This window comes from Amycolatopsis sp. DSM 110486 (genome assembly GCF_019468465.1).
Classification (GTDB): Bacteria; Actinomycetota; Actinomycetes; order Mycobacteriales; family Pseudonocardiaceae; genus Amycolatopsis.
In genome coordinates this window covers 9966183-9992778 of record NZ_CP080519.1, presented here as the reverse complement: position 1 = coordinate 9992778, position 26596 = coordinate 9966183, and the positions used below count along the sequence as shown (strand labels likewise).

Annotated in this window: 23 protein-coding genes; 19 read left to right on the top strand and 4 right to left on the bottom strand. The window is 68.0% G+C overall.

The features are described from left to right. Window positions 1–24 precede the first annotated feature (24 nt). The 5 genes from K1T34_RS48185 to K1T34_RS48165 all read left to right on the top strand — a co-directional run bounded on the left by K1T34_RS48185 (window position 25) and on the right by K1T34_RS48165 (window position 7429). Window positions 25–1317, top strand: coding sequence for an MFS transporter (locus K1T34_RS48185; protein WP_220241472.1), 1293 nt, complete (start codon window positions 25–27; stop codon window positions 1315–1317). Continuing rightward, on the top strand, window positions 1314–4217 hold the full coding sequence (locus K1T34_RS48180) for an FAD-binding and (Fe-S)-binding domain-containing protein (protein ID WP_220241471.1): 2904 nt from the start codon (window positions 1314–1316) through the stop codon (window positions 4215–4217). The genes K1T34_RS48185 and K1T34_RS48180 overlap by 4 nt, the downstream gene beginning before the upstream one ends. 255 nt (window positions 4218–4472) lie before the next feature. Then, window positions 4473–5468 carry an aldo/keto reductase gene (locus K1T34_RS48175; RefSeq protein ID WP_220247800.1) on the top strand — a complete coding sequence of 332 codons (996 nt, stop codon included), beginning with the start codon at window positions 4473–4475 and terminating at the stop codon, window positions 5466–5468. 4 nt (window positions 5469–5472) lie between these two features. Then, window positions 5473–6315 (top strand): helix-turn-helix transcriptional regulator, encoded by an 843-nt coding sequence (locus K1T34_RS48170; RefSeq protein WP_255638095.1) that lies wholly within the window; start codon window positions 5473–5475, stop codon window positions 6313–6315. A 235-nt stretch (window positions 6316–6550) separates the two neighbouring features. After that, on the top strand, window positions 6551–7429 hold the full coding sequence (locus K1T34_RS48165; RefSeq protein WP_220241470.1) for an SDR family oxidoreductase: 879 nt from the start codon (window positions 6551–6553) through the stop codon (window positions 7427–7429). A 167-nt stretch (window positions 7430–7596) separates the two neighbouring features. On the opposite strand, the gene K1T34_RS48160 is transcribed toward K1T34_RS48165, so the two are convergent. Continuing rightward, entirely contained in the window at window positions 7597–8292 is a 696-nt protein-coding gene (locus K1T34_RS48160; RefSeq protein WP_220241469.1) for a GntR family transcriptional regulator, read from the bottom strand. 129 nt (window positions 8293–8421) lie between these two features. On the opposite strand from K1T34_RS48160, the gene K1T34_RS48155 reads away from it, so the two are divergent. The 6 genes from K1T34_RS48155 to K1T34_RS48130 all read left to right on the top strand — a co-directional run bounded on the left by K1T34_RS48155 (window position 8422) and on the right by K1T34_RS48130 (window position 13147). Then, complete coding sequence (locus K1T34_RS48155) at window positions 8422–8919, top strand: flavin reductase family protein (RefSeq protein ID WP_220241468.1); 498 nt, start codon at window positions 8422–8424, stop codon at window positions 8917–8919. Between the two features lie 47 nt (window positions 8920–8966). Further along, window positions 8967–10181 carry an acyl-CoA dehydrogenase family protein gene (locus K1T34_RS48150; RefSeq protein WP_220241467.1) on the top strand — a complete coding sequence of 405 codons (1215 nt, stop codon included), beginning with the start codon at window positions 8967–8969 and terminating at the stop codon, window positions 10179–10181. 47 nt (window positions 10182–10228) lie between these two features. Next, window positions 10229–10627, top strand: coding sequence for a YciI family protein (locus K1T34_RS48145; RefSeq protein ID WP_220241466.1), 399 nt, complete (start codon window positions 10229–10231; stop codon window positions 10625–10627). A gap of 104 nt (window positions 10628–10731) precedes the next feature. After that, complete coding sequence (locus K1T34_RS48140) at window positions 10732–11355, top strand: 3,4-dihydroxy-2-butanone-4-phosphate synthase (protein ID WP_255638856.1); 624 nt, start codon at window positions 10732–10734, stop codon at window positions 11353–11355. Beyond that, window positions 11352–12197 carry a fumarylacetoacetate hydrolase family protein gene (locus tag K1T34_RS48135; RefSeq protein ID WP_220241464.1) on the top strand — a complete coding sequence of 282 codons (846 nt, stop codon included), beginning with the start codon at window positions 11352–11354 and terminating at the stop codon, window positions 12195–12197. The genes K1T34_RS48140 and K1T34_RS48135 overlap by 4 nt, the downstream gene beginning before the upstream one ends. 26 nt (window positions 12198–12223) lie before the next feature. Next, window positions 12224–13147 (top strand): VOC family protein, encoded by a 924-nt coding sequence (locus K1T34_RS48130; protein ID WP_220241463.1) that lies wholly within the window; start codon window positions 12224–12226, stop codon window positions 13145–13147. A 278-nt stretch (window positions 13148–13425) separates the two neighbouring features. Here K1T34_RS48130 and K1T34_RS48125 read toward each other — a convergent pair whose 3' ends face one another. Then, window positions 13426–14433: an amidohydrolase family protein gene (locus tag K1T34_RS48125; RefSeq protein WP_220241462.1), complete on the bottom strand. Its 1008-nt coding sequence runs from the start codon at window positions 14431–14433 to the stop codon at window positions 13426–13428. A gap of 145 nt (window positions 14434–14578) precedes the next feature. On the opposite strand from K1T34_RS48125, the gene K1T34_RS48120 reads away from it, so the two are divergent. The 3 genes from K1T34_RS48120 to K1T34_RS48110 all read left to right on the top strand — a co-directional run bounded on the left by K1T34_RS48120 (window position 14579) and on the right by K1T34_RS48110 (window position 18520). Continuing rightward, window positions 14579–15505, top strand: a complete 927-nt coding sequence (locus tag K1T34_RS48120) for a LysR family transcriptional regulator (protein ID WP_220247798.1) — start codon at window positions 14579–14581, stop codon at window positions 15503–15505. A gap of 334 nt (window positions 15506–15839) precedes the next feature. Further along, window positions 15840–16787, top strand: coding sequence for an AraC family transcriptional regulator (locus tag K1T34_RS48115; RefSeq protein WP_220241461.1), 948 nt, complete (start codon window positions 15840–15842; stop codon window positions 16785–16787). Window positions 16788–17035: 248 nt separating this feature from the next. Beyond that, complete coding sequence (locus tag K1T34_RS48110; RefSeq protein WP_220241460.1) at window positions 17036–18520, top strand: aldehyde dehydrogenase family protein; 1485 nt, start codon at window positions 17036–17038, stop codon at window positions 18518–18520. A 432-nt stretch (window positions 18521–18952) separates the two neighbouring features. Here K1T34_RS48110 and K1T34_RS48105 read toward each other — a convergent pair whose 3' ends face one another. After that, complete coding sequence (locus K1T34_RS48105; RefSeq protein ID WP_220241459.1) at window positions 18953–19423, bottom strand: VOC family protein; 471 nt, start codon at window positions 19421–19423, stop codon at window positions 18953–18955. A 197-nt stretch (window positions 19424–19620) separates the two neighbouring features. On the opposite strand from K1T34_RS48105, the gene K1T34_RS48100 reads away from it, so the two are divergent. The 3 genes from K1T34_RS48100 to K1T34_RS48090 all read left to right on the top strand — a co-directional run bounded on the left by K1T34_RS48100 (window position 19621) and on the right by K1T34_RS48090 (window position 23328). Continuing rightward, window positions 19621–21450 carry an FUSC family protein gene (locus K1T34_RS48100; RefSeq protein ID WP_220241458.1) on the top strand — a complete coding sequence of 610 codons (1830 nt, stop codon included), beginning with the start codon at window positions 19621–19623 and terminating at the stop codon, window positions 21448–21450. Between the two features lie 28 nt (window positions 21451–21478). Further along, window positions 21479–22405 (top strand): helix-turn-helix transcriptional regulator, encoded by a 927-nt coding sequence (locus K1T34_RS48095; protein ID WP_220241457.1) that lies wholly within the window; start codon window positions 21479–21481, stop codon window positions 22403–22405. 74 nt (window positions 22406–22479) lie between these two features. Continuing rightward, window positions 22480–23328: an IclR family transcriptional regulator gene (locus tag K1T34_RS48090; RefSeq protein WP_255638094.1), complete on the top strand. Its 849-nt coding sequence runs from the start codon at window positions 22480–22482 to the stop codon at window positions 23326–23328. A gap of 43 nt (window positions 23329–23371) precedes the next feature. Here the strand turns inward: K1T34_RS48090 and K1T34_RS48085 are convergent, their stop codons facing one another. Further along, complete coding sequence (locus K1T34_RS48085; RefSeq protein WP_255638093.1) at window positions 23372–24283, bottom strand: IclR family transcriptional regulator; 912 nt, start codon at window positions 24281–24283, stop codon at window positions 23372–23374. Window positions 24284–24560: 277 nt separating this feature from the next. Between K1T34_RS48085 and K1T34_RS48080 the strand changes: the two genes are divergently transcribed. Then, the gene (locus K1T34_RS48080; protein ID WP_220241456.1) at window positions 24561–25625 is read left to right on the top strand and encodes an aromatic ring-hydroxylating dioxygenase subunit alpha; all 1065 of its coding nucleotides are present in this window, start codon (window positions 24561–24563) and stop codon (window positions 25623–25625) included. Beyond that, window positions 25625–26593 (top strand): PDR/VanB family oxidoreductase, encoded by a 969-nt coding sequence (locus K1T34_RS48075; protein ID WP_220241455.1) that lies wholly within the window; start codon window positions 25625–25627, stop codon window positions 26591–26593. Before K1T34_RS48080 ends, K1T34_RS48075 begins: the two co-directional genes overlap by 1 nt. Window positions 26594–26596 lie beyond the last annotated feature (3 nt).

Sequence of the window (26596 nt, the reverse complement as noted above, 5' to 3'; positions counted from 1 at the left end):
CGTCGTGGGGGGAGCTCCACGACCGTGGCGAAGCAGGCCAGGCGCGCTGCCCTCGGCAGCCTGGTGGGCACCACGATCGAGTGGTACGACTTCTTCATCTACGGCCAGGCCGCCGCGCTGGTCTTCGACAAGCTGTACTTCCCGGGTCTCGCCGCGCCGGCCGCCACGCTGGTGTCCCTCGCGACGCTCGGCGTCGGCTTCGTCGCGCGGCCGGTCGGCGGAATGGTGTTCGGCCACTTCGGTGACCGGCTGGGGCGCAAACGTGTCCTGATCAGCACCCTGCTCCTGATGGGCGTCGCGACCACGCTGGTCGGCGCGCTGCCCGGCGCGGCCGCGATCGGCGTGTGGGCACCGATCCTCCTGGTGCTGCTTCGCCTGGTGCAGGGCATCGCCGTCGGTGGCGAATGGGGTGGTGCCGTGCTCATGGCCGTCGAGCACGCGCCGGCCGGACGCCGTGGGTTCTACGGGAGCGTCCCGCAGATGGGTGTCCCGCTCGGCCTGATCACTTCGGCCGGTATCTTCGCCTTGCTGTCCGGAGCCATGTCCGACGAGGCGTTCCTCGCCTGGGGATGGCGCCTCACCTTCCTCTCGAGCATCGTGGTCGTAGTCGTCGGCCTGCTCATCCGGCTCGGCATCGACGAGTCGCCGTCGTTCGCCCGAGTGAAGGAACGGTCGGAGCAGGCGCGGGTGCCGCTCTTCGAAGTGTTCAAGCACGAAAAGCGCGCTCTGGTGCTCACCATCGGCGGCCAAGCCCTGCTGAACATCGCGTTCTACGTCACCAGCGTGTACGTACTGACGTACGCGAGGGACAGCGCGGGTATCTCCCGCACGGAGAGCCTGTTCGCGCTGTTGATCGCAGCGGTGGTCGACCTGGCCGCCATCCCGGTGTGGGCGGCGGTGTCGGACCGGATCGGGCGGCGAACCGTCTTCCTGATCGGCGCCGCGTTCGCCGCTTTGCTGGCCTTCCCGATGTTCTGGCTCGTCGACACCAGCAGCTTCGGGTTGATGACCCTGGCGCTGGTCTTGATGCTCGCGCTCGGGCAGGCGCCGATGTACTCGACGCTGGCGTCGTTCCTCTCCGAGTCGTTCGACGTCCGGGTCCGCTACAGCGCGATCTCGCTGAGCTACCAGGTCGCCGGCGCAGTCTGGGCCGGGCCGGCCCCGCTCGTCGCGGCGGCCCTGGTCGCGGCGACCGGTGGAATCGGCGTACTCGTGGGCGTCATGTTCGGTGCGTTCGTTGTGTCGCTGGCCTGCATGTTCGGGCTGAAGGAGACGTACCGCAAGCGACTCGACGCCGGGGAGGGGGTTGATCGATGAGCCGCAGTGCAGTGTCGCGGTCGCGCTCCGCGGATGTCGTCAGCCAGCTTATCCGCGCCGGGTTGACGGTGGACACCAACGGTCACCGCATCGCCGCCTACGCCTACGACGCGTCCAACTACCGGGTCCCGCCGATCGGTGTCGTGTTCCCGCGCGGCGCCGACGAGGTCGCCACCGCCGTCCGAGTGTGCCGGGCGACCGGCACGCCGCTGATCAGCCGGGGCGGCGGGACCTCGATGGCGGGCAACGCCGTCGGCCCCGGCGTTGTGCTGGACTTCTCTCGGCACCTGAACCGGGTGCACTCGATCGACGAGGCTCGTGGGGTGGCCGACATAGACGCCGGTGTCGTGCTGGCAGAGCTCAGCCTGGCGGCCGAGCAGGCCACCTCGGGCCGGCTGACCTTCGCACCCGACCCGTCGTCGAAGACGCGGGCGACTGTCGGAGGTGCGATCGGCAACGACGCGTGCGGCAACCATTCGGTCCGGTATGGACGGACGGCGGACCACGTCCTCGAGCTGGACGTCGTCACCGCGGACGGCGCGCGGCTGACCGCCCACCACAGTGGACTGCGCGCGACAGACCCCGACGACATTTTCTCCGTCGGCCGGGCGTTCGAAATCGAACGGCAGCTCAAGACCCTGGCGCGGGCGAACCTGGCCTCCATCCGCACCGAGCTCGGCCGCATTCCCCGTCAGGTGTCGGGCTACCACCTCGGCCACCTGCTCCCGGAGAACGGCTTCGATGTGGCCCGGGCGCTGGTCGGTTCGGAGGGCACCTGCGTGATCGTGCTGCGTGCTCGCATGAAGCTCGTGGCAAAGGCTCCTTCGGCGCTGCTCGTGTGCCTCGGGTACGCCGACGTAGTCGCCGCCGCCCGGGACGTCCCCACGATCCTCGAGTTCTCGCCTGCCGCGGTCGAGGGGATGGATCAGTCCATCGTGGACACCATGCGTCTGCGCCGAGGCCCCGATGCGGTCGGCGGCCTGCCCGATGGCAGCGCCTTCCTCTACGTCGACCTCGACGGAGATAACCCAGGAGAGGTCGCCGACGCGGCAGGCCGGCTCTTGACCCGGCTCCGGCTCAACGGCCGTCTCCTGGCGGGACGCGCCGTGCCCGACGCGGGCGAACGCGCCGCACTGTGGCGGGTTCGGGAGGACGGCGCAGGGCTCTCGTACCGGCCGGCGAGCGGGGGAGAGTCGTGGCCAGGGTGGGAGGACTCGGCGGTCGCTCCTGGCGACCTGGCGGATTACCTCGCCGACTTCCGCGAACTCCTCCGTGCGCACGATCTGACGGGCATTGTGTATGGCCATTTCGGCGCCGGCTGCATGCACATCCGCATCACCTACGACCTGCGCACGGAGCAGGGTCGGAAGATCTACCGCGTGTTCACCGAGGCCGCGGCACGCCTCGTGGTCAGGCACGGAGGATCGCTCTCCGGTGAGCATGGCGACGGGCGGGCCCGGTCCGAGCTCCTCGGCACCATGTACACGCCGGAAATGCTCGCTGCCTTCGCGGACTTCCGCCGGATCTGGGACGAATCCGACTTCCTCAACCCGGGTTCCGTCACCGCACCGGACCCGATCGACGAGAACCTTGCACTGGCGGGCGTCCCCAGCCACGACTGGCGAACTCACTTCACCCTCAGCCCGGTCGAGGCCGCCGAGGCCGGCGTCGCCCCCTGGACCCACGCGGTCCAGGGCTGTATAGGCGTCGGGCGGTGCCGCGCGGACGCCGGTGGTGTCATGTGCCCGAGCTTCCGTGCCACCAAAGATGAAAAGGATTCGACCCGGGGGAGGGCTCGAGTGCTGCAGGACATGGTCCGCGGTGCCTCGACCGTCCAGGAGGGGTGGGCGTCCGAAGACGTCCGGGAAGCCCTCGATCTGTGCCTGGCTTGCAAGGCGTGCTCACACGACTGCCCTGCGGGAGTGGACATGGCCACCTACAAGTCAGAGTTCTTCTCGCACTACTACCGGGGCCGCAGGCGGCCCTTGTCGCATTACTCGTTGGGGTGGCTGCCGAGGTGGCTCAAGATCACTGCGCACTTCAGCGGCGCGGTCAACGCCGTGCTGGCGACCCCCGTCGGCAAGCTCATCGCGAAAACTGGTGGTGTGACGACGGAACGACGGCTCCCCAGATTCGCTTCGGGCAAGGAGCTTCGGCGAGAGCTCGGCTCCCTCGACATCGGGCGGAAAAAGGCGGACGTCATCCTGTTCGTCGACTCCTTCACCAGGGGCTTTCGGCCTCAGGTCGCCGGAGCTGCGGCTCGCGTGGCCGCGGACACCGGTCGGCAAACGTTCTGCGAAACCGACGTCTGCTGCGGTTTGACCTGGATCTCCACCGGCCAGCTCAAGACCGCGAAGAAGGTGATGGCGCGTGCGGTGCGGAAGTTGGATGACGGGTCTGAGACGCCTATCGTCGTCCTGGAACCGAGCTGCGCGGCCGCTCTGAAGAAGGACTTGCCGGAACTGCTCGGCTCGGCCTCGGCCGAACGGGTCTCGGGTCGAATCCGGAGCTTTGCCGAAGCTGTGACGGAATGGGCTGAGGAAGGCTGGCGCCCGCCGGCGGTACCGACGAGCGTCACGGTTCAAACACACTGCCACGAGTACTCGGCCTTCGGGGCAACCACCCAGCGTCGGGCGCTGGCCGGCCTCGGAGTAGCCGAGGTTCTCGAAGTCGGCGGATGCTGCGGTGTCGCCGGAAACTTCGGCTTCGAGGCCGGGCACTACGAGGTATCCCTGCGCGTTGCCGAACAAGCCCTGATTCCGGCCTTGGCGCGGACACCGGTCGGGAATCCGGTCCTGGCAGACGGATTCAGCTGTTCCGTGCAGGTCGCGCACGTTGCGCCCGACCGGGCGAGCCTGCACCTCGCGGAACTGATCGACCCGGCCGACACCGTAATGTAATCACCTGTCTTCAGCATTCGTCCCCTACTGGCACACCCACCGAGGCCGAAGAGTGCCTCCGGCGCAGCACCGGCAGCGCCTTCCATACATCAGTTCATTTCGACAGTGTTGTCAGTAGGGTCCATAGTTCCGGGCGCGTGTGACCTAACGTCGTCCTCAGGAGACGGGTCTAGATTGGACGCTCGAAGCAACCCGAACTCGGCGCATGATTTCAGAGAAGCCGCCGAACAGCCGCGGCTCACTCAGGAGGAAATCATGACTGTCAGGACGCATCGCGTAGGCCGCCAGGGCTTGACGACGTCGGTCGAAGGCTTGGGCACGATGGGCATGACCGCGATGTACGGAACGCCGAACGACATCGAGTCGGAAGCCACTATCCGCCGGGCGGTCGACCTCGGGGTCACGCTCTTCGACACGGCAGACATGTACGGACCCTTCACCGGCGAGGAGCTCGTCGGGCGGGCACTGGCTCCCTATCGCGACCGGGTCGTCGTCGCCACCAAATTCGGCGGAGTGACCCTCGACGAGACCGGAAAGATCGTCGGCGGTCCGAACGGCCGGCCCGACTACGTACGACAGGCGGTGGAAGGCTCGCTTCGCCGCCTGGGCACGGATCACATCGACCTGTACTACCAGCACCGCGTCGACCCGGGGGTTCCGGTGACCGAGACCTTCGGCGCGCTGGGCGAACTGGTGACTGAGGGCAAGGTTCGCTACCTCGGCATCAGTGAGGCGTCCGCGGAGAACATCCGCGCAGCCCACGCTACGGCACCACTGTCGGCTGTGCAGACCGAGTACTCGTTGTTCACGCGGACCGTGGAGACCAACGGTGTGCTCGACACGGTGCGCGAACTGGGCATCGGGTTCGTGGCGTACTCCCCCCTCGGACGGGGGTTTCTGACCGGTGAGCTGCGCACACTCGACGAGCTGCCGGAGAACGATTGGCGCCGCAGCGCGCCGCGGTTCAGTGGAGACAACTTCGCGGTCAACCTCGCTCTTGCCGATCGTGTGCGGGTAATCGCGGACGAGTACGGCGCGACGCCGGGGCAGCTCGCACTGGCGTGGGTGCTCGCGCAGGGGATCACGGCCATCCCCGGTACCAAACGCCGCCCCTATCTGGAGGAGAATGTCGGCGCCGTGGAACTCACCTTGGACGAAGCAACGCTGACCGCGCTCGACGAAGCGATTCCGGTCGACCAGGTCGAGGGTGAACGGTACGTTGCCGCTGCGATGAAGGCAATCCAAGGGTGATCACGTGACTGAGCACAACGACCTGGGCCGCTTTCTCCGGGCTCGGCGCGAAATGTTGCGGCCAGCGGACGTCGGTCTCGTCGCCGGCGGGCGGCGCCGCACGCCCGGCCTGAGGCGCGCGGAAGTGGCCATGCTGTCGAACATCTCCGTCGACTACTACGAACGGCTGGAGCAGTCGCGCAACGCACATCCGTCACAGGGAATGCTGGCGAGTCTGGCGCGAACGCTCCGATTGTCCGTCGACGAGCGCGACCATCTGTACCGGCTCGCCGGCTACTCGCCGCCTCTGACGGCCACCACGGACGGCTATGTCGATCCCGCGATGATGTACCTCCTCGATGCGCTGAACTCGGTGCCCGCGCAGGTCGTCGACGACATCAACACGGTGCTCGCGCAGAACCGGCTCAGTCAGGCCCTCGTCGGCTCGTGGGACCTCGGAAACCATCGCGATGGCAACGTGACTTGGCGCTGGTTCACCGATCCCGAGTCGCGTGCGCTCAACGTTTCTGAGGAACACGAGGCGATCGGACGCGCCTACGTGGCCGACCTGCGGGCGGCCTCGGCACGTCGCGGAACCGACGTCGTGTGCGATCAACTCGTCGTCGATCTTCTCCAAGCGAGCGACGAGTTCGGCCGGTACTGGACCGAGATGCTCGTGGAGCCCCTCCGCTCCACTCGCAAGAAGCTCGTTCACCCCCACGCGGGACCGCTGGACGTGCAGTGCGACTTCGTCCTTTCCGCGGCCACCGGCCACCGGATGGTGATCTTCCGGCCCCAGCCGGGCACCACCACCGCCGCGGCCTTCGAGTTCCTGAACGTCCTCGGCGAGCAGACTTTTCGCGCGTGAGACCTCTGTTCCTCGCACGTGATTGACATCTGTTCTGGCATGAGAAGTTGAACCTGTGCAACGCAGTGCAGACGTTGCGATTGGTCCGGCAGTCCGTCGGGCGCGATGATTCCCTTTACAGCCGGACTCTGATTTGTGATGGCTGCTCTGTGAGGCGCATGGCTTCAGACAAGGTCTTGTCGAGTGAATCCAATATTCAACTCCTGAAAGGAGCCACTCCGCCATGTCTTCTGTCGTGCTCGTGACCGGCGCTTCAACCGGGATCGGCAACCTGACCTCTCGCGCGCTCGCCGCGCAGGGGCACATCGTCTACGCCAGCATGCGCGACGTCGCGGGCCGCAACGCCGCCCGTGCCGACGAGCTCAGGGAGCTCGGCCGCCACGAGGGACACGACCTGCGGGTCGTCGAGCTTGACGTCCAATCCGAGGCTTCCGCCGAGACGGCTGTGTCGGCCATCCTCGCCGAGGCCGGCCGGCTGGACACCGTCGTGCACAACGCCGGGCACCTGTACATCGGCTACGTCGAGGCCTTCACCCCCGAAGACGTGCAGCGCCTCTTCGATATCAACACGATCGGCATCCAGCGGGTGAACCGCGCGGTCCTGCCGCACATGCGTGAACGGCGATCGGGCACGCTCGTGTACGTGGGCAGCACAACCTCGATCGTGGTGCCGCCGTTCATGGGGCCGTATGTGGCCTCGAAGACCGCGGCCGACGCACTCGCGCAGGTCACGGCTTATGAGGTCGGCCAGTACGGTATCGAGACCACCATCGTGATGCCCGGTCCCTTCACCCAGGGCACTGAGCACTTCCCGCACGCCACTCACGCCTCGGACACCGATCGCAGTAAGGGCTACTCGGACCTGGACCCACTCGTCGCGCGCACGGAGGAAGCCACCGACGCACTCTTCCCGCCCGGCGTGGACGCACACCCCCGCGCCGTTGCCGACGAGATCGCACGAGTGCTAGCACTTGCCACGGGTACCCGTCCTTTCCGGACCGTCGTCGACTTCAGCCAAGCTGGCGTCGAGGAGGTCGTCGAGGTGCTCCACCGCGCGCAGGAAGCCTTCGTGACCCGGCAAGGCTACGCCGAACTCCTCCGGGTCAAGCGGTAGCCGGGCGCGCACCGGAATATCCGCGCAGCCGGTCGATTTGCGTCACCGGAGCCGGATCTTGCGGGCGACGCAAATCGGCCGGCCGGGCGCCTCGATACCGAGACTGTGCGGCTTGGCTGATCGCAGCCGATTTCAGTCGGGCATTCGGGAACCAGCGAGCTGAGGTTCTAAGCTCTCGTGGAGCTGTTGGTGTTTGGCTGGTCGAAACTGTGCAGCAGAACCTGTGTCGTGTGTTGGATGTGCTCGATGAGGGTGGCGACTGCGAGGTCGGCGTCCTTGGCGAGGATCGCGTCCAGGATGGACTTGTGCTCGCCGGTGATATCGCGGTTCTCGTGTCCGAGGGGAACGGACCAGCGTCGGTAGAGTTCCGCGGAGTCGCGCAGCGAGCGGGCGATCGCCAGAAGTCGAGGGTTCGGGCAGCCCGACAGCAGGGCCAGATGGTAAGTGGCGTGCGCCTCGGACCATTCTTCGGAGATGCGGTCGGGATCGTCAGCGTCCATCTGCGGGGTCTGCTGGAGCCGGTGGTGTGCGGCAAGGACCTCGCTCTCCCATCGCACGTCGTCTTGTGCGAGCGCCTCGCGCAAGACGAGTGACTCGATCGCGACCCGAGCCTCGGTCAGGTGCTCGAGGTCTTCGACGGAGATCGGCGTGGTGCGGAAGCCGAGCTGGGGTTCGGCTTGGACCAAGCCTTCGGCGGTAAGTCGGGACAGGGCCTCGCGGACCACGCCCATGCTGGCGTCGTACTTGCTGCACAGCTCGGCGAAGGGCAGTCGGCTGCCCGGAATCTGACGTCCGGCCAAGATGTCCTTGCGCAGTGCTAGGTACACCCGCTCGGCGCGAGTCGAGGACTTGGTCGAAGGCATGTCGACCAGTCAACCACGTTCGAGTTCTTCGAACAATGTCGAAAATTAATTGACATATTGATAACTCTGAGTCAGGCTGATGCCCGCAGCACGGCGAGCTGCCCGGACGACCGGCAAGGAGGCCGCGACGTGGTGGACGAAGCAGCTTTTCGTGAGCTGATGGGTGCCGTCTGCGCGCCGGTTACGGTGGTCACGACCACGACGGGCGAAGGCCGGCCCCACGGCACGACGGTCAGCTCGTTCGCCTCACTCTCCTTGCGGCCCCCGATGGTGAGCTTCGCGCTCGACACGGGATCGGCTCTGCTGAGCCACGTGCGCGAGTCGCGGCGCGTGGGCGTGAACGTGCTGGCGCACGGCCAGGAATCTGTCGCCACGGCTTTCGCGGGCCGGGGCGAGGCGAAGTTCGCCGGCTTCTCGTGGCGCGACGACGACGGCTTGCCGCGCCTTACCGGTGCCGGCGGTTGGCTGGTCGGGACGGTGACGCAGCTCGTCTCCGGCGGCGATCACGTGCTCGTGCTGGCGGAAGTCATGGCGTCCGAGGTCGCCGACGCCCCGCCGTTGGTCTACGCGCGCCGCACCTTCGGCACCCACTCCCGGCTCGGCGAGCGCGCCGAACCACTGTCCTGACCGCTGCGTTTCGCGACCGATTTTCCCAACGAGCAAAGGAGCCCGTGATGTCCATCATTCTCGACCGGCCGAGCGCGACCGCCGAGGACCGCCGGCTGCGCACTGATCTTGTCGAACGCGCGGCAAAGCTCGTGCCGTTGCTGGCGGCGAACGCGAAGCGCGCCGAGGACGAGCGGCGGGTGCCGGAGGAGAACATCCGGTTGATCGAGGAGGCGGGGTTGTTCACCATCATGCAGCCGCGCCGCTTCGGTGGCCTCGAGGTCGACTTCCGCACGAAGCTGGAGGTCACACGGGAGCTCGCGCGCGGTTGCGGGTCGACGGCGTGGGCGACGAGCCTGATGAACGTCTGCGCGTGGTTCACCGGGCTCTGGGGCGCGCAAGCGCAGGAGGACGTGTGGGGTGAGAACCCGCGCAACCGGGTCGCGGGCGTGTTCGCGCCCAGCGCCACCGCGAGGGTGGTCGAGGGCGGCTTGGTCGTGACGGGCAAGTGGGGCTGGGCCTCGGGGTGCCTGCACTCGCAGTGGGCGCTCGTCGGCACGCCGGCGGTCGAGGGTGAGGGCAAGTCCTACGACCAGGGCATGGTCCTGATCCCGATGTCGGAGCTCACCATCGAAGACACCTGGTTCGTCGTCGGCATGCGCGGCACCGGTTCCAACACGCTGGTGGCCGACGAGGTCTTCGTCCCGGAGCACCGGTTCATCTCGGTGCCGAAGATGACTCTCGGCGAGGTCGCCACCCCGTTCAAGGACGAGGCTCTCTATCGGTCGGCGTTCGTGCCGGGTGCCGCGATCATTCTCGTGGGGCCGCAGCTCGGCCTGGCCCAGGCGGCGCTCGACCTCGTGCTGGAGAAGGCGCCCAAGCGCGGGATCTCCTACACGTTCTATGACAACCAGACAAAGGCGCCCGTCGTGCAGCTGGCAGTGGCCAAGGCCGCGTCGCTCATCGACACCGCGCACCTGCTGGCCTACCGCGCCGCGGCAGAGATCGACGAGAACGCCCACAACAGCGTGTTCCCCGACTACACCGCGCGGGCGAAGGCGCGGATGGACGTCGGCCAGGCCATCGTCACGGCGCGCGAGGCCATCCGGGAGCTGGTGACCGCGCACGGCGCGTCGAGCTTCGCGGAGTCGAGCCCGATGCAGCGCATCTGGCGCGACAGCGAGGTCGCCAGCCGCCACGCCGTCGGCAACCCCGAGATCAGCGCCGAGGTCTACGGGCGGGCGTTGCTGGGTATCCACGAGGGCGTCAGCCCGCTCGTGTGACCGGATTTCCCCGCCACAGTAACGAACTCACCCTGGAGTGGAGTGTCATGACCGAACCGCGCATGCCGTGGCAGGACCTCGTCGAGTACTCCGAGACGCACGAGCTGCTGGCCAAGCAGCTCTACGTGGTGTTCTCGACGCCGACGAACGGGCTCGGCCCGGTGCTGGAGAACCTCGACCCGCACGTCGAGTACCAGACCAAAATGGAGCTTGACGGCGTCATGTTCGCCGCCGGTCCCTTCGCCAGCGACGACCTGCAGGAGTGGCACGGCGAAGGCATGTTCGTCTACCGCGCGAGCTCGCTGGAAGAGGCGACGAAGTTCGCGGAGGCCGATCCCATGCACCAGTCCGGTGCTCGCAGCTTTCGCGTCCGGTTGTGGCTGCTGAACGAGGGCACCTTTTCGGTGCAGCTGTTCTACTCGGGCGGCCGGCCGAAGATCAGCTGACGGCCCGCTCGAGCCCGCCGGACGAGCAGGAGGTGACCATGTGACAGTGGTGGCGACGGAAGTCGGCATCGACGCCGACCCGATCCGCGCGAGTCTCGCGCGCTCTGGACGAACTGGCACGCGGGCACGCGATCGTGCTGGCCGACGACCTCGCCGGCGGGCTCGGCGTGCTGGTGTTCGCGGCCGAGAAGACGGTTACGGGAGCGATGACGTTCGTCGTCGAACATTCCTCTGGGCTGGTGTGTGTGGCGCTCCCGACGGCGCGCTGCGCACAGCTGCGGCTTCCACCGATGTGCCCGCCCGAGGACCGTTCGGCGCCGGACTACTGCGTGACGTTCGACGCGGCCGAGGGCACGACGACGGGAATTTCCGCGCGCGATCGGGCGCGTGGTGCCCGGCTGCTCGCCGATCCCACGACCACGCCCGAAGACCGTGTGCGGCCGGGGCACCTCATCCCGTTGCGGGCGGCCGACGGTCGGGTGCTGGAGCGGGTGGGCCGAGCCGAGGCCGCAGTGCGGCTCACCGAGCTGGCAGGCCTGGCGCCCGCGGCCGTGCTCGCCGAGGTGGTCAGCCCGGCGGACCCGACGCGGCTGTGCGAAGGCACCGAAACGGCGGCGTTCGCGGCGGCACACGGATTGGTGTGCGTTTCGCTGACCGACGTCGTGGAGTACGAACTGGCCGCGCTGGACGAACCCGTGCCGACGGCCCGGATGAGAGGACCTTCATGAAAATCGGCTATCTCGACGGCCGCGCGGTGCTGGCGGTACCCGGGGGAGTGCTCGACGTGCACCGTGCGAGCGGCGGGAAACTGCCCTCGGCCGGGGCCGAGCTGTTCGGTGTCTGGGACGAACTGCGTGCGCTCGCGCAGCACCATGCCGCCGACGCCGTGTTCACTGTGGACGAAGCCCGGCTGGGCCCACCGTGCCCGGCCCCGCGGCAGGTGTTCGCCATCGGGCTCAACTACCGCGACCACGCGTCCGAAGCCTCGTTCGCGGTACCGGACTCGCCGACGGTGTTCCCCAAATACGTCTCGAGCTTCACCGGAGCCCACGGCGAAGTGACGCTCAACAGCGACACGGTCGACTGGGAGGTTGAACTCGTCGCGGTGATCGGCATGGGCGGGCACCGGATCCCGGTGGCCGATGCCTGGTCGCACGTGGCCGGCCTCTCGGTCGGCCAGGACTTGTCGGACCGGACCGTGCAGATGAGCGGCCCGGCGCCGCAGTTCGGACTCGGGAAGTCGTTCCCCGGGTTCTCGCCCATCGGTCCGTGGCTGGTCACCCCGGACGAACTGGCCGACCCTGACGACCTCGAGCTGGGCTGCTCGGTCAACGGCGAGCAGGTGCAAAAGGGCCGGACCCGGGACCTGGTGTTCCCGATCCCCGAGCTCATCGCGCGGCTGTCCGAGGTCGTGACACTGTATCCGGGCGACGTGATCTTCACCGGTACGCCGGCTGGGGTGGGGATGGCCCGCACCCCGAAGTGGTTCCTCAAGCCCGGCGACGTGCTGACCAGCTACGTGCGCGGGATCGGCGAAATGCGGCACGTGCTCGTCGGCGCGGACGCCTGACACCGGACGGCGAAGGAGCAGAAACTGTGGCATTGCACAAGATGGCGGCGGTCGTGATCGGCGTCCCGAACGTCGCCGAGACCGCGGCCTACTACACGGAATTCGGGCTCACACCCGGCGGCAACGGCTGGTTCTCCACTGTGGACGGCGGGAACCAGCTGCGGCTGGTCGACTCGCCGATGCGGCGGCTGGTGTCGTTCACCGTGGGCGTCGACGACCCCGATGACCTCGACCGCGCCGAAGCCACGCTGCGCGCGGTGGAGGCTGTTGTCACGCGTGGCGCCGGGCGGCTGACGGCGATCGACCCGGTCGGCGGAGTCGAGGTCACGCTCGAAGTCCTGCCCCGCCTGCGCCAGCCCGAGACTCCGGCCACGGTGTACAACGGCCCGGGCCGCATCGAGAGGGCCGGCGCCCGGGCCAACGGGGTGCTGCGCACGAACCCGATCAAACCGCGCAAGCTCGGCCACGTCGTGATCGGCACGACTGACTTCGTGATGTCGCACCGGTTCTTCGTCGAGGGCGTCGGCTTCAAAGTAAGCGACCTGATCAAGGACACCGGGGCGTTTCTGCGCTGCTCGACCGACCACCACAACCTGCTGCTGCTCAAGGCGCCCGTGAGCTTTCTGCACCACACCTCCTGGCAAGTCGACGACGTCGACGAGGTCGGCCGTGGCGCCACCCGCATGCTGGAGGACCATCCCGAACGGCACATCTGGGGCCTGGGCCGCCACCACGCCGGGTCCAACTTCTTCTGGTACCTCAAGGACCCCGCGGGCAATTTCTCGGAGTACTACAGCGACCTCGACTGCATCCTCGAAGACCAGCTGTGGAAGCCAGAGGCCTTCGAAGGTGCGAAAGGCTTGTTCAACTGGGGCCCACCGCCACCCCCGTCGTTCCTGCACCCGGACGACCTTGCTGCGCTGATGACCGGAGCACACGCACCCGGCTGACACCTCGCGCAGCGTAGTGACGACGGGCCGGCGCGATGATCGCCGACCGTCGTCAGCGAGCGGAGAATCGATGCGCTCCGGTAGCCGCGGGGCCGGCGATGTGCAGCTTGCCCAGGCGGCTACCGGAGCGCATCGCGCCGCCCATCGGGGACAACAATGCGGTTGCTCGCCTTGTCCGCACGGGGATTGGCGAACGGCACGGCAGCGTGGTCTATCGCCGGTCGGTCCGGAACTTTCATTCGCCGGCCGCAATGCAGGCTTCGCGCAAGATCCTGGTGTCAGCTCGCAGTAGCGCAGTCGAGCCCGAGCAGGCGCTCGGTGTTGCGGTGCGCGATCTTCTCCTTGTCCTCATCTGAGATCGGCGCGTCCTGGAGGAATGCAACTGCGCCCTCGTTGCCGATGAACGGATAGTCGACGGCGTAGAGGATCCGGTCGACTCCGACGGTGTCGATGCAGTACCGCAGCTGGGCTTGGCTGAACATGCCGCTCGGGGTGATGAAGACGTTGCCGAGAAAGTAGTCGCGGAAGGTCCGGTTGAGCCCCGTTGCCGACTGGGGGAGGGCTTCGTCGATCCGGTCGAGGTAGAAGGGGATCATCTCACCCCAGTGCCCGAGGATGAACTGCAGGTCGGGGAAGCGGTCGAGGACGCCAGCGAAGGCCAGGTGCAGGAAGTGGACGGCGGTTTCCTGGTGCCAGCCCCAGGCCGCGGTCTGCAGCCGAGTCGTGACCGGGAGCGCGAGGCCGTCGTAGTTTTCCGCGCTCGTCGCGCGCGGCGGCGGGGTCGGGTGCAGGTAGATCGGGACACCGAGATCCGATGCGGCGCGCAAGATGGGATCGAACCGTGGCTGGTCGAGGAACTCGCCGTCGGTGCGCCCCATGATCATTGTGCCGACGAAACCCAGCTCGGACACACATCGCCGCAGCTCGTCGCCGGCGATCTCGGGCACAGCCGTGGGCAATGCCGCGAACGCGGAGAACCGGCCAGGGAAATTCCGCATCGCCGCGGCGGCGCGGTCGTTGGCAGCGCGGGTCAGCCCCTCGGCGACGTCAGCCGGCAGGAACTGGGCCAGGCACGACAGCACCTGCATCGTGATGCCGGCGCGGTCCATATCTGCCACCCGTGCCGCGCCGATGTCCATGAGGATTTCGGGGGAGGGTGAGTAGGGTAGGCCGCTGTCGGCTGCGTATGCGGCTGCGAAGCCGGGGCTCAGCTCGAGGGTTGTCTTCGCCGACGCCGAGGCGATCGCGGGGTCGGCGAAATGCTCTTCGAGTGTGATGATGCGCATGGGAAACCTCTGACTCGCGCGACGTGGACGGTGAACTTTGCCGGATCCTCCACTCCAGACTCGACGTGGCGGGGCACAAGGTCAAACAGTTGGATCTGATCACTCGATCGGTGCCGCTGATGGCGGCTGCTGGTGTGGAGGCGGAATGGAACTTCGGCATCTCCGGTACTTCGTGGCCGTCGCCGAGGAAGGTGGCTTCAGCAGCGCCGCCCGGCGGTTGCACGTGGTCCAGCCGACGCTCAGCATGCAGATCAAGGCGCTGGAAGACGAACTGGGCGGTCCGTTGTTCGACCGGGGTCCCCGAAGCGTTCAGCTCACTGCGGCGGGCGTGGCTTTTCTCTCCGAGGCGCGTCGCGTCCTCGCTCTGAGCGAGCGTGCGAAGGCCACCGCGCGGCTCGTCCTGGGCGGCGAGACCGGAAGCGTGCGGATCGGCTTTTCGGGTGCCACGGTGTTTGGCGGTGTGTTGACCGACTGCCTGCGCAGTTACCACGAGACCTACCCGCGGGTCCGGATCGAGCTACAGGAGGCGAGCCCGACGCAGCAGCATGACTCGATCCGCGCCAACGAGCTGGACGTTGGGTACAGCGCGTCACCAGAGCACGGCGGCGGGACGGGGCTGAGGGCCGAACCGGTGTATTCGGCAGATTTCCTCCTCGCCTTGCCCAGCCACCATCCCCTCGCCGTGCACGATGTCGTTCCTGCTGAGGCGTTGCGCGGTCCCGAGTTGATCGGGTACGCGACCGGCACGCACGAAGATCCGATCCCCGACGCTCTGAGGGCGCGTCTCGGCCTCGATGTCGAACCGACGCGCCACCGCGCCGGCAGCACGCTCAGCGTGCTCGAGCTCGTCGCTGCGGGGGTCGGCATCGCGCTGGTTCCGGACGGGGTCGACCGGATCGCGGTACCGAGCGTCGTCTACCGCGCGCTGTCCGGATTCGGGGCGAAGGCCGAATTCTCGCTCGTCCACCGCACCGACGAGACGAACCCGGCCGTCGTCGCCTTCCTCGAGACCGCCCGAGGTCCGAAAGCGACGGTCCAGCGGCATCCGGAAATCCCCTTCGCACCTCGTTGACGTCCGAATTCAGGAGCGCGCTCGTGAACAGAGACCGGCGGTGCCCTTTGCCGTTACCGGTAGTTGTGGGAGCACTCTGCGTGCCGATGATCGGTAGACTCGAACGGAACACCGAACCGACTTCGCGGCTCGGTTCGCAGCACGCCTCGATCCGGCCACAGGTGTCTCGTAGCTCGAAGGAACCGGCTGGCCCGGTAGCCCGTGGTGCTGACCTTGGTCCTGACAGGCAGGCCCGGTTGGCGGAATCGGAGGAATTATGAACGGCAGCGGCGGCGGTTGCGCTGCAGCAAGTCGCCGAAGTCAGCTGGCGCCGTTGTGCAGGTACCCGGTCTTCGTGACCAGCGACCCTTGCAGCGCCGCACGCGATGGGACACGAGCTCTGTCGCCGCACCGGCTTCGGCCGGTTGGCGCGATCCCGTTCGCGACCCGGCTGCATGCTGTCGACGTCGGCGCGGTGACCGTTGGTTACAAGGAGTACGCCGGAGAAGTCGTGATCGAGTCCACTGCACCGCTGGACTACTACATGCTGCTGATGCCGTTGCGGGGACGCCTCGACATCGCCAAAGACGGTGCTGCTGTCGGCGTCCCGCCTGGTTCGGGGGCGGTTGTCGGACCCGGAGACGGGCTGAACATGCGCTTCGCTGGGGATAGCGCGGAACTCGTTGCGAAGATCCCCTTGGGAGCGATGCAACGGCACATGCGTGGGCTTGGTCGCGGGCGCGGTGCCAACCTGCGGGTGCGGTTCGCGCTCACGACACCCGGCCCTGCCGAGTGGATGCGCGCCCTGGCGTTTGCTTCGGCCACAGTGGATCGATGCGCTCGCGGCACTGTTCCTGCCGAAACTGGACGACTGATCGAGGACGCGCTGGTCTCGACGCTCCTGTTGTCGCAGCCCCACGACCTCGCTGCTGAGCTGTATCGTGGGCCCGACGACGACCGAGCCCTGATCCTTCGTGTAGCCGAGGAGTTGCACGCGCTCCCGGCCCGGCCGAGCATTCCGGAGCTTGCTCATCGGCACGGATTGAGCACACGTGCGCTGCAAGATGGATTCCGCCGTGTCCTCGGTGTGCCACCTTCTGTCTACCTCCGGGACCTGCGGTTGGATCGGGTTCACGGCGACTTGTCGCGGGATGCGGGCGACACGGTGGCCGAGGTCGCCTATCGGGCTGGGTTCACTCACCTCGGCAGGTTTGGCATTGCCTACCGTCGTCGATTCGGTGTTCTCCCGTCAATGACGTTGGCGACTGCTCGCCGTGCGCGTGATGCGGATACTCGCGTGTAAAGAGGATTGTCGGTTTGGTCGGCAGTGGTCGCTTCTTGCTTCGTCGCGCCAGGCGCCGCTGCGCTTGGCAACAAACGCCGCCACGTTTGCCGGCTCGACGAGGATGGTGTCAGCCCCGCCGTACCCGCCGACTGCGCCGTGCTCGTGATGCGGATAGTTCGACGTGAAGCGGATTGTCAGGTTCGTTGAGTTTGGTCACAATCGCGGTGTCTGTGAATTGGCTTCAAGATGACGACGTGGAGTGCTGCATGACCATGACGACCGCGAATGCTCCTGGTGCCGTGCGGCGCCACCGAATGCTTGTCGGCGACGCCTGGGTCGACGCCGTCGGTGGTGAGACTATCGAGAGTCGTAATCCTTTTGACGGGAGTGTCTTCGCAGAAGTGCCGGCGGGCGGGCGGCCGGACGCGGCCGCTGCTATTGCTGCCGCGGCCGCGGCCCAGCCGGAGTGGGCGGCGACGGCGCCAGGGGTCAAGCAGCGGTTGTTTCTTCGTGCAGCTGACCTGCTGGAGGAGCGTGCCGATGACGTCGCCGAGGCGCTGGCTCTGGAAACCGGGGCGGGACGGGCATTCGCGCTGTATCAGATTGGCTGGTCGGTCTCGCAGCTGCGGCACGCTTCGGGTTGGGTGTACCGGCCTTCAGGCGAGATGTTGCGAACCGAACACCCCCACACCATGTCCACGGCCGAACGTCGACCGCTCGGAGTGGTCGCCAGCTTCACCCCCTGGAACGGCGCGCATGTGCTGGCCTGGCGCGCCGTCATCGCTCCACTGGCCGCCGGTAACACGGTGGTTCTCAAGCCGTCCGAAGAAGCGCCCGTTACAGCGGGACTGCTTGTCGCGGAGATCATGCGGGACGCTGGGTTCCCTGCGGGGACGGTCAACGTCGTAACTCACGCCGGACCGGCTGCGGCCGAGGTCGCCGAGGAATTTTACGTCAACCCGGCCGTGCGTTGCCTGTACTTCACCGGCTCTGCCGGCACCGCCCGTACCATCGGGAGCCGGGCCGGTGGAGCACTCAAACGAAGCGTGCTGGAACTCGGCGGATACAACAACATCGTGGTTCTCGACGACGCCGACCTGGACCGGGCCGCGCGTATCGTTGCCTTCAGCGCGTTCTTCCACCAGGGCCAGATCTGTATGAACGCCAGGCGGGTGCTCGTGCAGAGTTCCGTGCATGACGCGTTTGTGGCGCGACTCGCCGCGGTAGCCGAGTCGTTGGCTGTGGGGGATCCGAGTGATCCTGCCACGATCGTCGGCCCCTTGATCACCGAGCGGGCGCTGGACCAGGTGACCACTCGGGTGGCCTCGGTCGTGGCCGCCGGCGCGAATGTGGTCACCGGTGGGACGTCTGACGGTCGGTTGTACCGCCCGACCGTGCTGACGAACGTGCCAGACGATCATGACATCTCCTGCGAGGAGACCTTCGGACCGGTGGTAGTCGTCCGCCCGGTCCAAGACGAAGAAGAGGCCGTGGGATTGGTCAACGCCAGCCGCTACGGTCTGTCCTTCTCGGTGTTGACCGGCGACACTGGCCGTGGAATCGCTGTCGCGCAGCGCATCGACTGCGGCGCCGTTCACGTCAACACGCCGACGATCAACGATGAGGCCCACGCGCCCAATGGCGGGATGAAGGACAGTGGCTGGGGTAGGTCCGGCGTTGATGCGCTCGACGACTTCACCGAGATCCGTTGGGTCACTGTCGACATGGGTACGCGAGAGCTCCCACTCTGAGGTCTTGCGGGGGCATCGGGCCGACGTCGTCAACCGGCCGGGTGCCCCGCAAGGCCCTTTTACCGATACCGCCTCGGTGGCGGCAATTGCCTGTCCCGCCACGCAGAACGCAACGGCAGCCGCCGCGCCCGCCGTGTCGGCAAGTCTGGCGCACCGCGCGACGTGGTCACAGCTGTTCGCGGACCCCAATCAGCTCGGTGGCCTGGGCGGCGTCCACTCGATAACACCTCGCGCGCTCTGTACCCCGGTGGCGGTCCCGGATCCGCGGTGACTGCCGCCTACGCGAGCATCCGGAGATGAAACGCGCCACGGCAGGTTGACCGTCGCGAAGAGCGACGACCCGGTGGTTGCTGACGACGACGTTCGCCGCGAGCCGGCCACCCCGCTGGCAGGCGCGGCGGCGTATCCGTCGCGCCCGCCCGGCAGGCGGGGTCAGTGCGTGTGATCGCCGCCGGTGCTTTCGGAGATCTCGAAGATGTTGCCCCACGGATCGCGGAAGAACGCGAGCCGTGCGCTGATTTCGAGGATTTCGAAGGGCTCGTTGACGATCTCCACCCCGCGGCTGCGGAGCTCGGCGAGGACCGTGTCGACGCTGTCCACGGACAGGCACACGTGGTTGTAGCCGTTGACGGACATGCTGTCGTCGATGTTCGCGAATCGGGGCTGGGCCACGGCGCCCGGTCCTCCGAGGATCTCCAGGTGGAAGTCGTCCTGAGTGGGTGGCAGGAGGAAACCGAGAGTCAGGTCGCCATAGGGCCAGGTCTGCGCCAGGCGCCAGCCCAGGGTGTCGACCCAGAACGCGCGCGCCTCTTCGAAGTCCGGGTAGCGAATCGCGATGTGGTGTCCGCGCATCGACGCGAACGGCGACGCGGGATTCTGCGGCAGGGTGGCCGTCGGCGGCATGTAAGTACTCCTCGGGAATACGGGCCTCCACACCGGAGGCTCTGAGGTCCACAACTACGCCGAACGCGTGAAGCCACCCAGACCTTGCGTCGCCTACGTTTCCCGGGACTATGACTGCCAGGGACTGGCTGACCCGCCGCGAGGTGGGATATGCGGTGAGGCACCCGATTACGGTTGTCCCGACGAGAGGACCGGCCATGCCTGCGCTGCCGCCGTTGCACGCGTTGTCGGCGGCGTTCGTGGCGCGGTGGCCGCTCGGGGCGCGCGGGGCGGCGAGTGTCGGGGTGCCTTTGCTGGTCGGGGTGCTCGCCGGGCGGGCGGACCTGGGGGCAATCGCGTCTCTGGGCGGGCTGGCGGGTGTTTACGCGGGAGACGCGCCGCGGCGGCATCGGCTGCGAGTGGTCGCTGCGGTGGGGCTCGCGTTGACGGTGCTGGTGCCACTGAGCGGGCTCGCGGCGTGGGCGCCGTGGCTGTCGATCGTCTTCGTCGGCCTGGCCGCGGCGGGCACGAGTTTCGCGTGCCTCGCGACGCGGGTGCCGCCACCGAGGGAGTACTTGATCGTGCTGGCCGTGCTGGTCGCGTCCGGGGAGCCGGTGGGGCCGGCCGACGCGCTTGTGCACGGTGCCTTCGTCGCAGCCGGGGCGCTGACCGGGTTCGTGGTGTCCAGCGTGATCGGGCCGGGCGACGGATTGGACCGCGTGACAGGCCAGGTGTGGGACGCGGTCGGGGACGTGCTTCGGACAGCTGGGACCTCCGCCGCAGCCGACACGAGACGGAAAGCGGTCGGCGCGCTGAGCCGCGGGCTTGAAACATCAAGGCAGACCCGGGTCGGCCGGTCGGCCGCGGCACTGCGGTCGCTTGCGGTGGCTGACCTCGTGCTCGCTTCCGCGTTGTCAGTTTCGTTCGACGCCACCGAGCCGCTCGCCGCGGAGGCGTGGCAGCCGGAGCTCGACGACCTTCGCAGTGGGCACCCGGCAGCCCCGCCCGCCCACTGCGGCCTCAGGCGGGCGTTCCGCGACGCGAACCTGGTGCTCGCCGGCCACGGCGTCGGCGACACGGAGGCGACCGAACCGCGTGTCGGTGAGAAGCTTCGGCAAGCCCTGACCCCGCGCGCGGTCGTGCTGCCCGCGGCTGCGCGCATCGGTGTCGCGGTCGCTGCCGGGGTGCTCGTCGGCCGGCTGCTGGGCTTGGCTCACGCCTACTGGGTGGGGCTCACCGTTGCGGCAGTGCTACAAGCGTCGAACGTGACGCTGCTGCTGCGCCGATCCGCGCACCGCACCGTGGGCACCGCAGCCGGGGTCGCGCTCGCGGCCGCGGTGTTCGCGGGCGGACCGTCGTCGCTGGTGATCGCAGTGGTCGCGATGGTGGCGCAGTTCGTGGCCGAGGTGTTCCTGCCGGTGGTCTACGGCGTCGGAGTCGCGTTTGTGACCCTCGTCCCGCTGTTCCAGTACGCGCTCGCCGTGCCGGGCATCGAGTTCGGCAGCGCGCTCGGTGCCCGGTTGCTGGATACCGTGATCGGCGCCGTCCTCGCCGTGGTGCTGCGCGTCGTGTTGTGGCCGCGCGCCACCACCGCCCGGTTGCCGCAGGTGCAGGCCCGCTCCATCCGCGCGGCCGCTGACGTGTTCCGCCGACGCTGGCTCGACTTCGGCGACACCGAGGAGCCACGGCGGCGGCTGCGCGAAACAGTTCTGGACCTGCGCAGCGTCGCCGAAGACGCGCGTGCGGACCGCCTGCCGGACCGGCGGGCCGAACGCGCGGACCAGGTCACCTACGCCGTTGACGAGCTGGCGCTGCTCGCGTTCGCGATCCCGTACGACCGCCCCACCCCGCCTGCGGAGGCCGCGGAGGCGTTTCTCCGCGGGCTCGACAGGTTCGCCGACGCACTCGAACGGGGGACTCTCACGCATGACGCCGAACCCACCCCGATCCGCGGCTATCCGCGTATCAGTGCGGCAAACCACCTGCTCAGCAACATCCTCGGGGCAGCGCCGGGGGCTCAGGCGTCGGGTGATTCCCGGGGGGTCTGATCGGGCATTCGGCGCAATACTGAACGGCATGGCGACCGACCCCGGCATCCGCACCGGCACGACGACCGCAGCGAGCCCCGCCCCCGTGTGCCCGGAGCTGCACTTCGACCAGCGCACAGAACTCGGCGAATTCCTGCGCAGCCGGCGGGCCCGGCTCAAACCGGCCGACGTCGGGCTGCGGGAGTACAACCGCCGCCGACGCGTGCCCGGTCTGCGCCGCGAAGAGCTGGCCCAGGTCGCGGGAGTGTCGGCTGCGTACTACACGCGCCTCGAGCAGGGCAACGGCCAGAACGTCTCGAACGAGGTCCTCGACGCGATCTCCTCGGCGCTCGGCCTTTCCGAGGCCGAGCACGCGCACTTGGTGCACCTCGCCAGGCCGCCGCGGCGCAAGCAGGGTGTCGAGCTGCGGCGCCAGCAAGTACGGCCCGAGCTGCTCGAGATGCTGTCGGCGTTGGACAGCGTTCCCGCCTACGTGTGGGGACGCCGCAGCGACGTGCTTGCGTGGAACCGCCTGGCGTGCGTCCTCTTCGGCGACTGGAACGCGCGAGCCCCGCGCGACCGCAACTGGGGGCGGGTCGCCTTCCTCGAACCCCGGGCCCGGCAGCGTTTCGCTGACTGGGAGGCCAAGGCGGCCGACGTCGTCGGTCACCTGCGCTGGTACGCCGGCCGCCATCCGAACGACCCGCAGCTGGGAGAACTTCTCGCGGACCTGTCGGTCAGCGCGGACTTCCGGCGCATGTGGGACGCCCACCAGGTCAAGCGAAAGACGCACGGCCGCATGCGGATCAACCACCCAGCCGTCGGCGAACTGACCGTCTGCTACGAGACTTTCACGCTTCCCGGCGACGAGGACCAGTCGCTGGCGATCTACCACGCCGAGGCCGGGACGTCGTCGGAGGAAGCGTTGCGTTCGCTGACGCTGTCCCGCGAACTGACGGCTGGCGTGCGGGACTGAACCCGGAACTCAGCGACGCCCGCCAAGTCGTCGACGCCGGCCCGCCGCACCCGCGACGACTACGGACCAGGGATGTGGGCTGGCTCGCCGTCAGGCGGCCGGCCTGCCCTAGACTGTCGTGCGTGCCAGGACAACGCGCTGAAACCGGCTATCGCGGGCGTAACGCGACGTCGGATCGTGCTCTCGACATCTTGACGATGTTCGCGGATGACCAGGCGACGGTGACGGGTCCGATGGTCGCGGAACGGCTCGGTGCTTCCCGATCCACGGCTTACCGTTACGTGCAGTCCCTCGTGACGGCACGGTTTCTCGAAGAGGCGCCCAACGGTGGCTTCAGGCTCGGGATGCGCGTGCTCGAGCTCGCCCAGCTCGCCCGGCGGACGGTCGGGCTGTCCGAAGTGGCGACACCCGTGATGGAGGAGCTGGCGGAGGAAGTGGGGGAGGTCGTCCTTCTCACCCGGCGGACAGGTGACCTCGTCGTCTGCCTGGATCGCGCAGAGTCCCGCGAGCGTCGAGTGCGGATTTCCTACGAGCGCGGGGCGGTGCTGCCGATCAACGCCGGGGCGTCCGCGACGGTCCTCCTCGCGTGGAGTGACCAGGAGGAGGTCCGGGAGCTTCTGAACCGCGCGACGCTGCAGCGGTTCACCGACGCGACGCTGACCGATGTGGACGCGCTCGTCGCCCGGCTGGACAACATCCGGTCCGACGGATACGCCATTGCCCGGTCCGAGCTGGACGTCGAGGTAATCGGGATCGCTGCGCCGATCTGGGGGCCACAGGAGGGCGAGGTGGTCGCTGCCGTGAGCGTCGCAGGTGTCGTGTCCCGCATTCCGCGGAAAGCAGAGCGGATGATCGTCGCGAAGGTGCGCTCGGCGGCCGCGCGGATCAGCGAGCAACTGGCCGTGGCCCGGGCCGGGCGGTAGGTCTCCCCCGGCCCGGCCGACGCGGGAAACCAGTCCGCGCTGGTCAGCCGGCCACAATCGTGAGCTGTCGGCTGATCGTTTCGGCCGCCTCTCGTACCTGTGTGAGGATCCGGCGTTCCAGGGCCTTGGGAACACGCGAGGCCAGAGCTGCCACCGTGACTGCCGCTGTGACTTTCTCGCCCGTGAAGATCGGTGCGGCGATGCCGACGACGTCGTCGTCGACCTCGGCGCGGGTGACGGCGTAGCCGTCGCGCTTGATCCGCTCCAGCCGGTCCATCAGCTGGTCCACGTCGATCAGTGTCGCCGGAGTGAACTGCTGCAGGTGGGATTGGGCGAAGGTCTGCCGGATCGAATCGGGTTCGTCCCACGCCAGCAGGACGAGGGCGGAGGCGCCGGCGTTGATCGGTAGCACCGCCCCCCGCTCGTAGGAGATCCGCAGCCGGTGGGTCTCTGACTCCGCGCGGTCGAGGCAGACGACAAGGTTGCCCGCTCGCCGGGTGATGAGGGCGGTCTCGCCCGCTCGTGCCGCCAGGTCGACGATGACAGGCGCAGCGATGTCCGAGAGGTCGTGCGCTCGCCTCGCCAGCCGGCCCAGTTCGACGAACCGCATGCCCAGCCGATACCCGCCCGTCGGTTCCTCTTCCAGGAAGCGCGCACTCACGAGGCTTTGCAAGTAGCGGTAAGCGGTCGAGCGCGCTACCTGCAACTGCTTGGCCACTTCGACCCCGCCGACGACCGGGTGGTCGTCGTTGAACAGCGACAGGACGTCGAGGGTTCGATCGGCCGTCGAGTTGCGCTCGCGATAGCTGCTGGATTCCTGTCCTGGCATGCAGGGCACCCTACCGGCGGTGATCACGAGCGAATCGAACCGGTCGCGGCACTCGGAGGCCGAGCTCGAGCAGCCGTGGACTGTCGGCCCACCGCTGCGGCCTGTCGATCCGCGCGGGGCGATCACCAATCGTGATTGTTGCCAACGAAACGCGGGCAAGCGGCGGACCCCGGGGTCTCGGGCCACGGTCTGTCGGAAATGTGTCCGGGCGGATCTTCGCTGTTCAGTGCGTAGATGGAGGTGCGGCGACTCCTTGCCGGGCTCGTGCGTGTGTTGACCGCGGCAGACCCGGGTAGGTAGTGTCCTGTATGACGGATGGAACGTCTCGTTTAATAGGACATGCTCCGGGTGGGCCCGTGATCGATGTGGTTGCGCTGGGAGTCTGCACGACAAGGGAGTCGCCGTGTTTCCTCTGAACGCTTGGTATGCCGCGGCCTGGGAGCAGGAGGTCGGGCGCACGCTGACCGCGAGGACGATCTGCGGCCGGCAGGTGGTGCTCTATCGCACGGAAGGCGGCGAGGTCGCCGCACTCGCGGATGCGTGCTGGCACCGCTTGGTTCCGCTTTCGATGGGCCGTCTCGACGGCGACAACGTGGTATGCGGCTACCACGGGATCGCTTACGACCCGCGAGGCCGGTGCGCGTTCATGCCGTCCCAAGAGACCATCAACCCGAGCGCCTCGGTGCAGTCGTTCCCGACGGTGAGCAGGTACCGGCTGGTGTGGGTCTGGCTCGGCGATCCGAACCTGGCGGATCCGGCCAAGCTGCCCGACCTCCATTGGGCGTCGGACCCGGCGTGGGCCGGAGGCGGTGAGACCCTCCACGTCGACTGCGACTACCGCCTCGTGCTCGACAACCTGATGGACCTGACCCACGAGACGTACCTCCATTCCAACAGCATCGGCAACGACGCCGTGGCGGAGACCCCGTTTTCGGTCAGCCACACCGACGACAAGGTGGTGCTGACCCGGTGGATGCTCGGCATCGAGCCGCCGCCCGCGTGGGACGCCGAGCTCAAGTGGCGTTTCCCGGATTACGACGGCCCGGTGGACCGCTGGCAGATCATCACCTGGCAGGCGCCGTCGACGATCACCATCGACGTGGGGGTCGCGAAGGCCGGAACCGGTGCGCCGCAAGGGGATCGAAGTCAAGGTGTCACGGGGCAGGTGCTCGACATGATCACACCCGAGACGGACCGGTCTTGTCACTACTTCTGGTTGCGCATGCGCGACTACAACCTCGACGACGAGGACTACACGGCCGCCATGGTCCGGGCGGTCCACGGGATCTTCAACGAGGACGCCGAAATGCTGAACGCGCAGCAGAAGGCCATCGAGGCCCACCCCGGCTACGACTTCTACAACCTGAACATCGATGCCGGCGGCATGTGGGTTCGGCGGCTCATCGACCGCCTGGTCGCCGCGGAGGCCGATCTCGTCGGCGAGCGCGCGCTCGCGGAGCGTGGCTGATGCCGCCACGTCAGACGGCCAGCTGGCATCGCGTCAAGGTGCGGGAAAGTTTCGCGGTCGCAGATCAGATCCGGCGGATCGTGCTGGACCCGCCCGCCGGGCCGGCGCCGCAACCGGGCAGCCACGTCGACGTGCTGGTGCCCGCCGCCGGCGGCGGGCATCTGGTCCGTTCGTACTCCGTCGTCGACGACGGACGGTTCGCGGCGCTGAGCCTCGGTGTCCGGCTCGACCCGCACAGCAGGGGCGGATCCGCCTTCATGCACCGGCTGTGCCCGGGTGACGAGGTCACGATCACCGCGCCCATCCAGACGTTCGGTCTCACCCCGCGGCAGTCGAGGTACGTGCTCCTCGCAGGCGGGATCGGGATCACTCCGATGATCGGCATGGCGCGGAAACTCAAGGCCGACAAGACGGACTACGAAATCTTCTACGCCGGACGCAATCGCGTGGACATGGCGTTCGTCGAGGAGCTTCGCGAAGACCACGGGGAGCGGGTGAGGGTCCGCTACGAGGACGAGGACGGCCGATTCGATCTCTTGGAAGTCTTCGGCGGGTTGACGCCGGAGACCGAACTCTACGTGTGCGGTCCGGTCGGCATGCTCGAAGCCGCCCAGAAGGCATGGGAGGCCACGGGACACCCGTCCCACCTGCTCCGGTTCGAGACGTTCGGGAGCAGCGGGCGCCTGCCCAACGAAACCTTCGAGGTCGTCGTCCCCAAGCTCGGCCTCACGGTCACTGTGCCTCCGGACAAGTCCGCGCTGGATGCTCTGGGTGAGGCCGGCTGCGAGGTCATGAGTGACTGCCTGCGCGGGGAGTGCGGGCTCTGCGTCCTGCCGGTCCGCGTCGCGGACGGGGTGCTTGACCACCGCGACGTGTTTCTCAGCGGACGCCAGAAGGCACAGGGGGACCAGATGTGCCTGTGCGTGTCCCGGCTGAGCGGCGGCTCGCTTGTCCTCGATCTCCCGTGACCG

Coding starts and splice junctions, on each gene's coding strand:
- K1T34_RS48135 (WP_220241464.1), top strand. CDS start 11,352: ATGAAAATCGGCTATCTCGACGGCCGCGCGGTGCTGGCGGTACCCGGG.
- K1T34_RS48075 (WP_220241455.1), top strand. CDS start 25,625: ATGCCGCCACGTCAGACGGCCAGCTGGCATCGCGTCAAGGTGCGGGAA.
- K1T34_RS48175 (WP_220247800.1), top strand. CDS start 4,473: ATGACTGTCAGGACGCATCGCGTAGGCCGCCAGGGCTTGACGACGTCG.
- K1T34_RS48150 (WP_220241467.1), top strand. CDS start 8,967: ATGTCCATCATTCTCGACCGGCCGAGCGCGACCGCCGAGGACCGCCGG.
- K1T34_RS48110 (WP_220241460.1), top strand. CDS start 17,036: ATGACCATGACGACCGCGAATGCTCCTGGTGCCGTGCGGCGCCACCGA.
- K1T34_RS48145 (WP_220241466.1), top strand. CDS start 10,229: ATGACCGAACCGCGCATGCCGTGGCAGGACCTCGTCGAGTACTCCGAG.
- K1T34_RS48120 (WP_220247798.1), top strand. CDS start 14,579: ATGGAACTTCGGCATCTCCGGTACTTCGTGGCCGTCGCCGAGGAAGGT.
- K1T34_RS48095 (WP_220241457.1), top strand. CDS start 21,479: ATGGCGACCGACCCCGGCATCCGCACCGGCACGACGACCGCAGCGAGC.
- K1T34_RS48105 (WP_220241459.1), bottom strand. CDS start 19,423: ATGCCGCCGACGGCCACCCTGCCGCAGAATCCCGCGTCGCCGTTCGCG.
- K1T34_RS48180 (WP_220241471.1), top strand. CDS start 1,314: ATGAGCCGCAGTGCAGTGTCGCGGTCGCGCTCCGCGGATGTCGTCAGC.
- K1T34_RS48100 (WP_220241458.1), top strand. CDS start 19,621: ATGCCTGCGCTGCCGCCGTTGCACGCGTTGTCGGCGGCGTTCGTGGCG.
- K1T34_RS48125 (WP_220241462.1), bottom strand. CDS start 14,433: ATGCGCATCATCACACTCGAAGAGCATTTCGCCGACCCCGCGATCGCC.
- K1T34_RS48160 (WP_220241469.1), bottom strand. CDS start 8,292: ATGCCTTCGACCAAGTCCTCGACTCGCGCCGAGCGGGTGTACCTAGCA.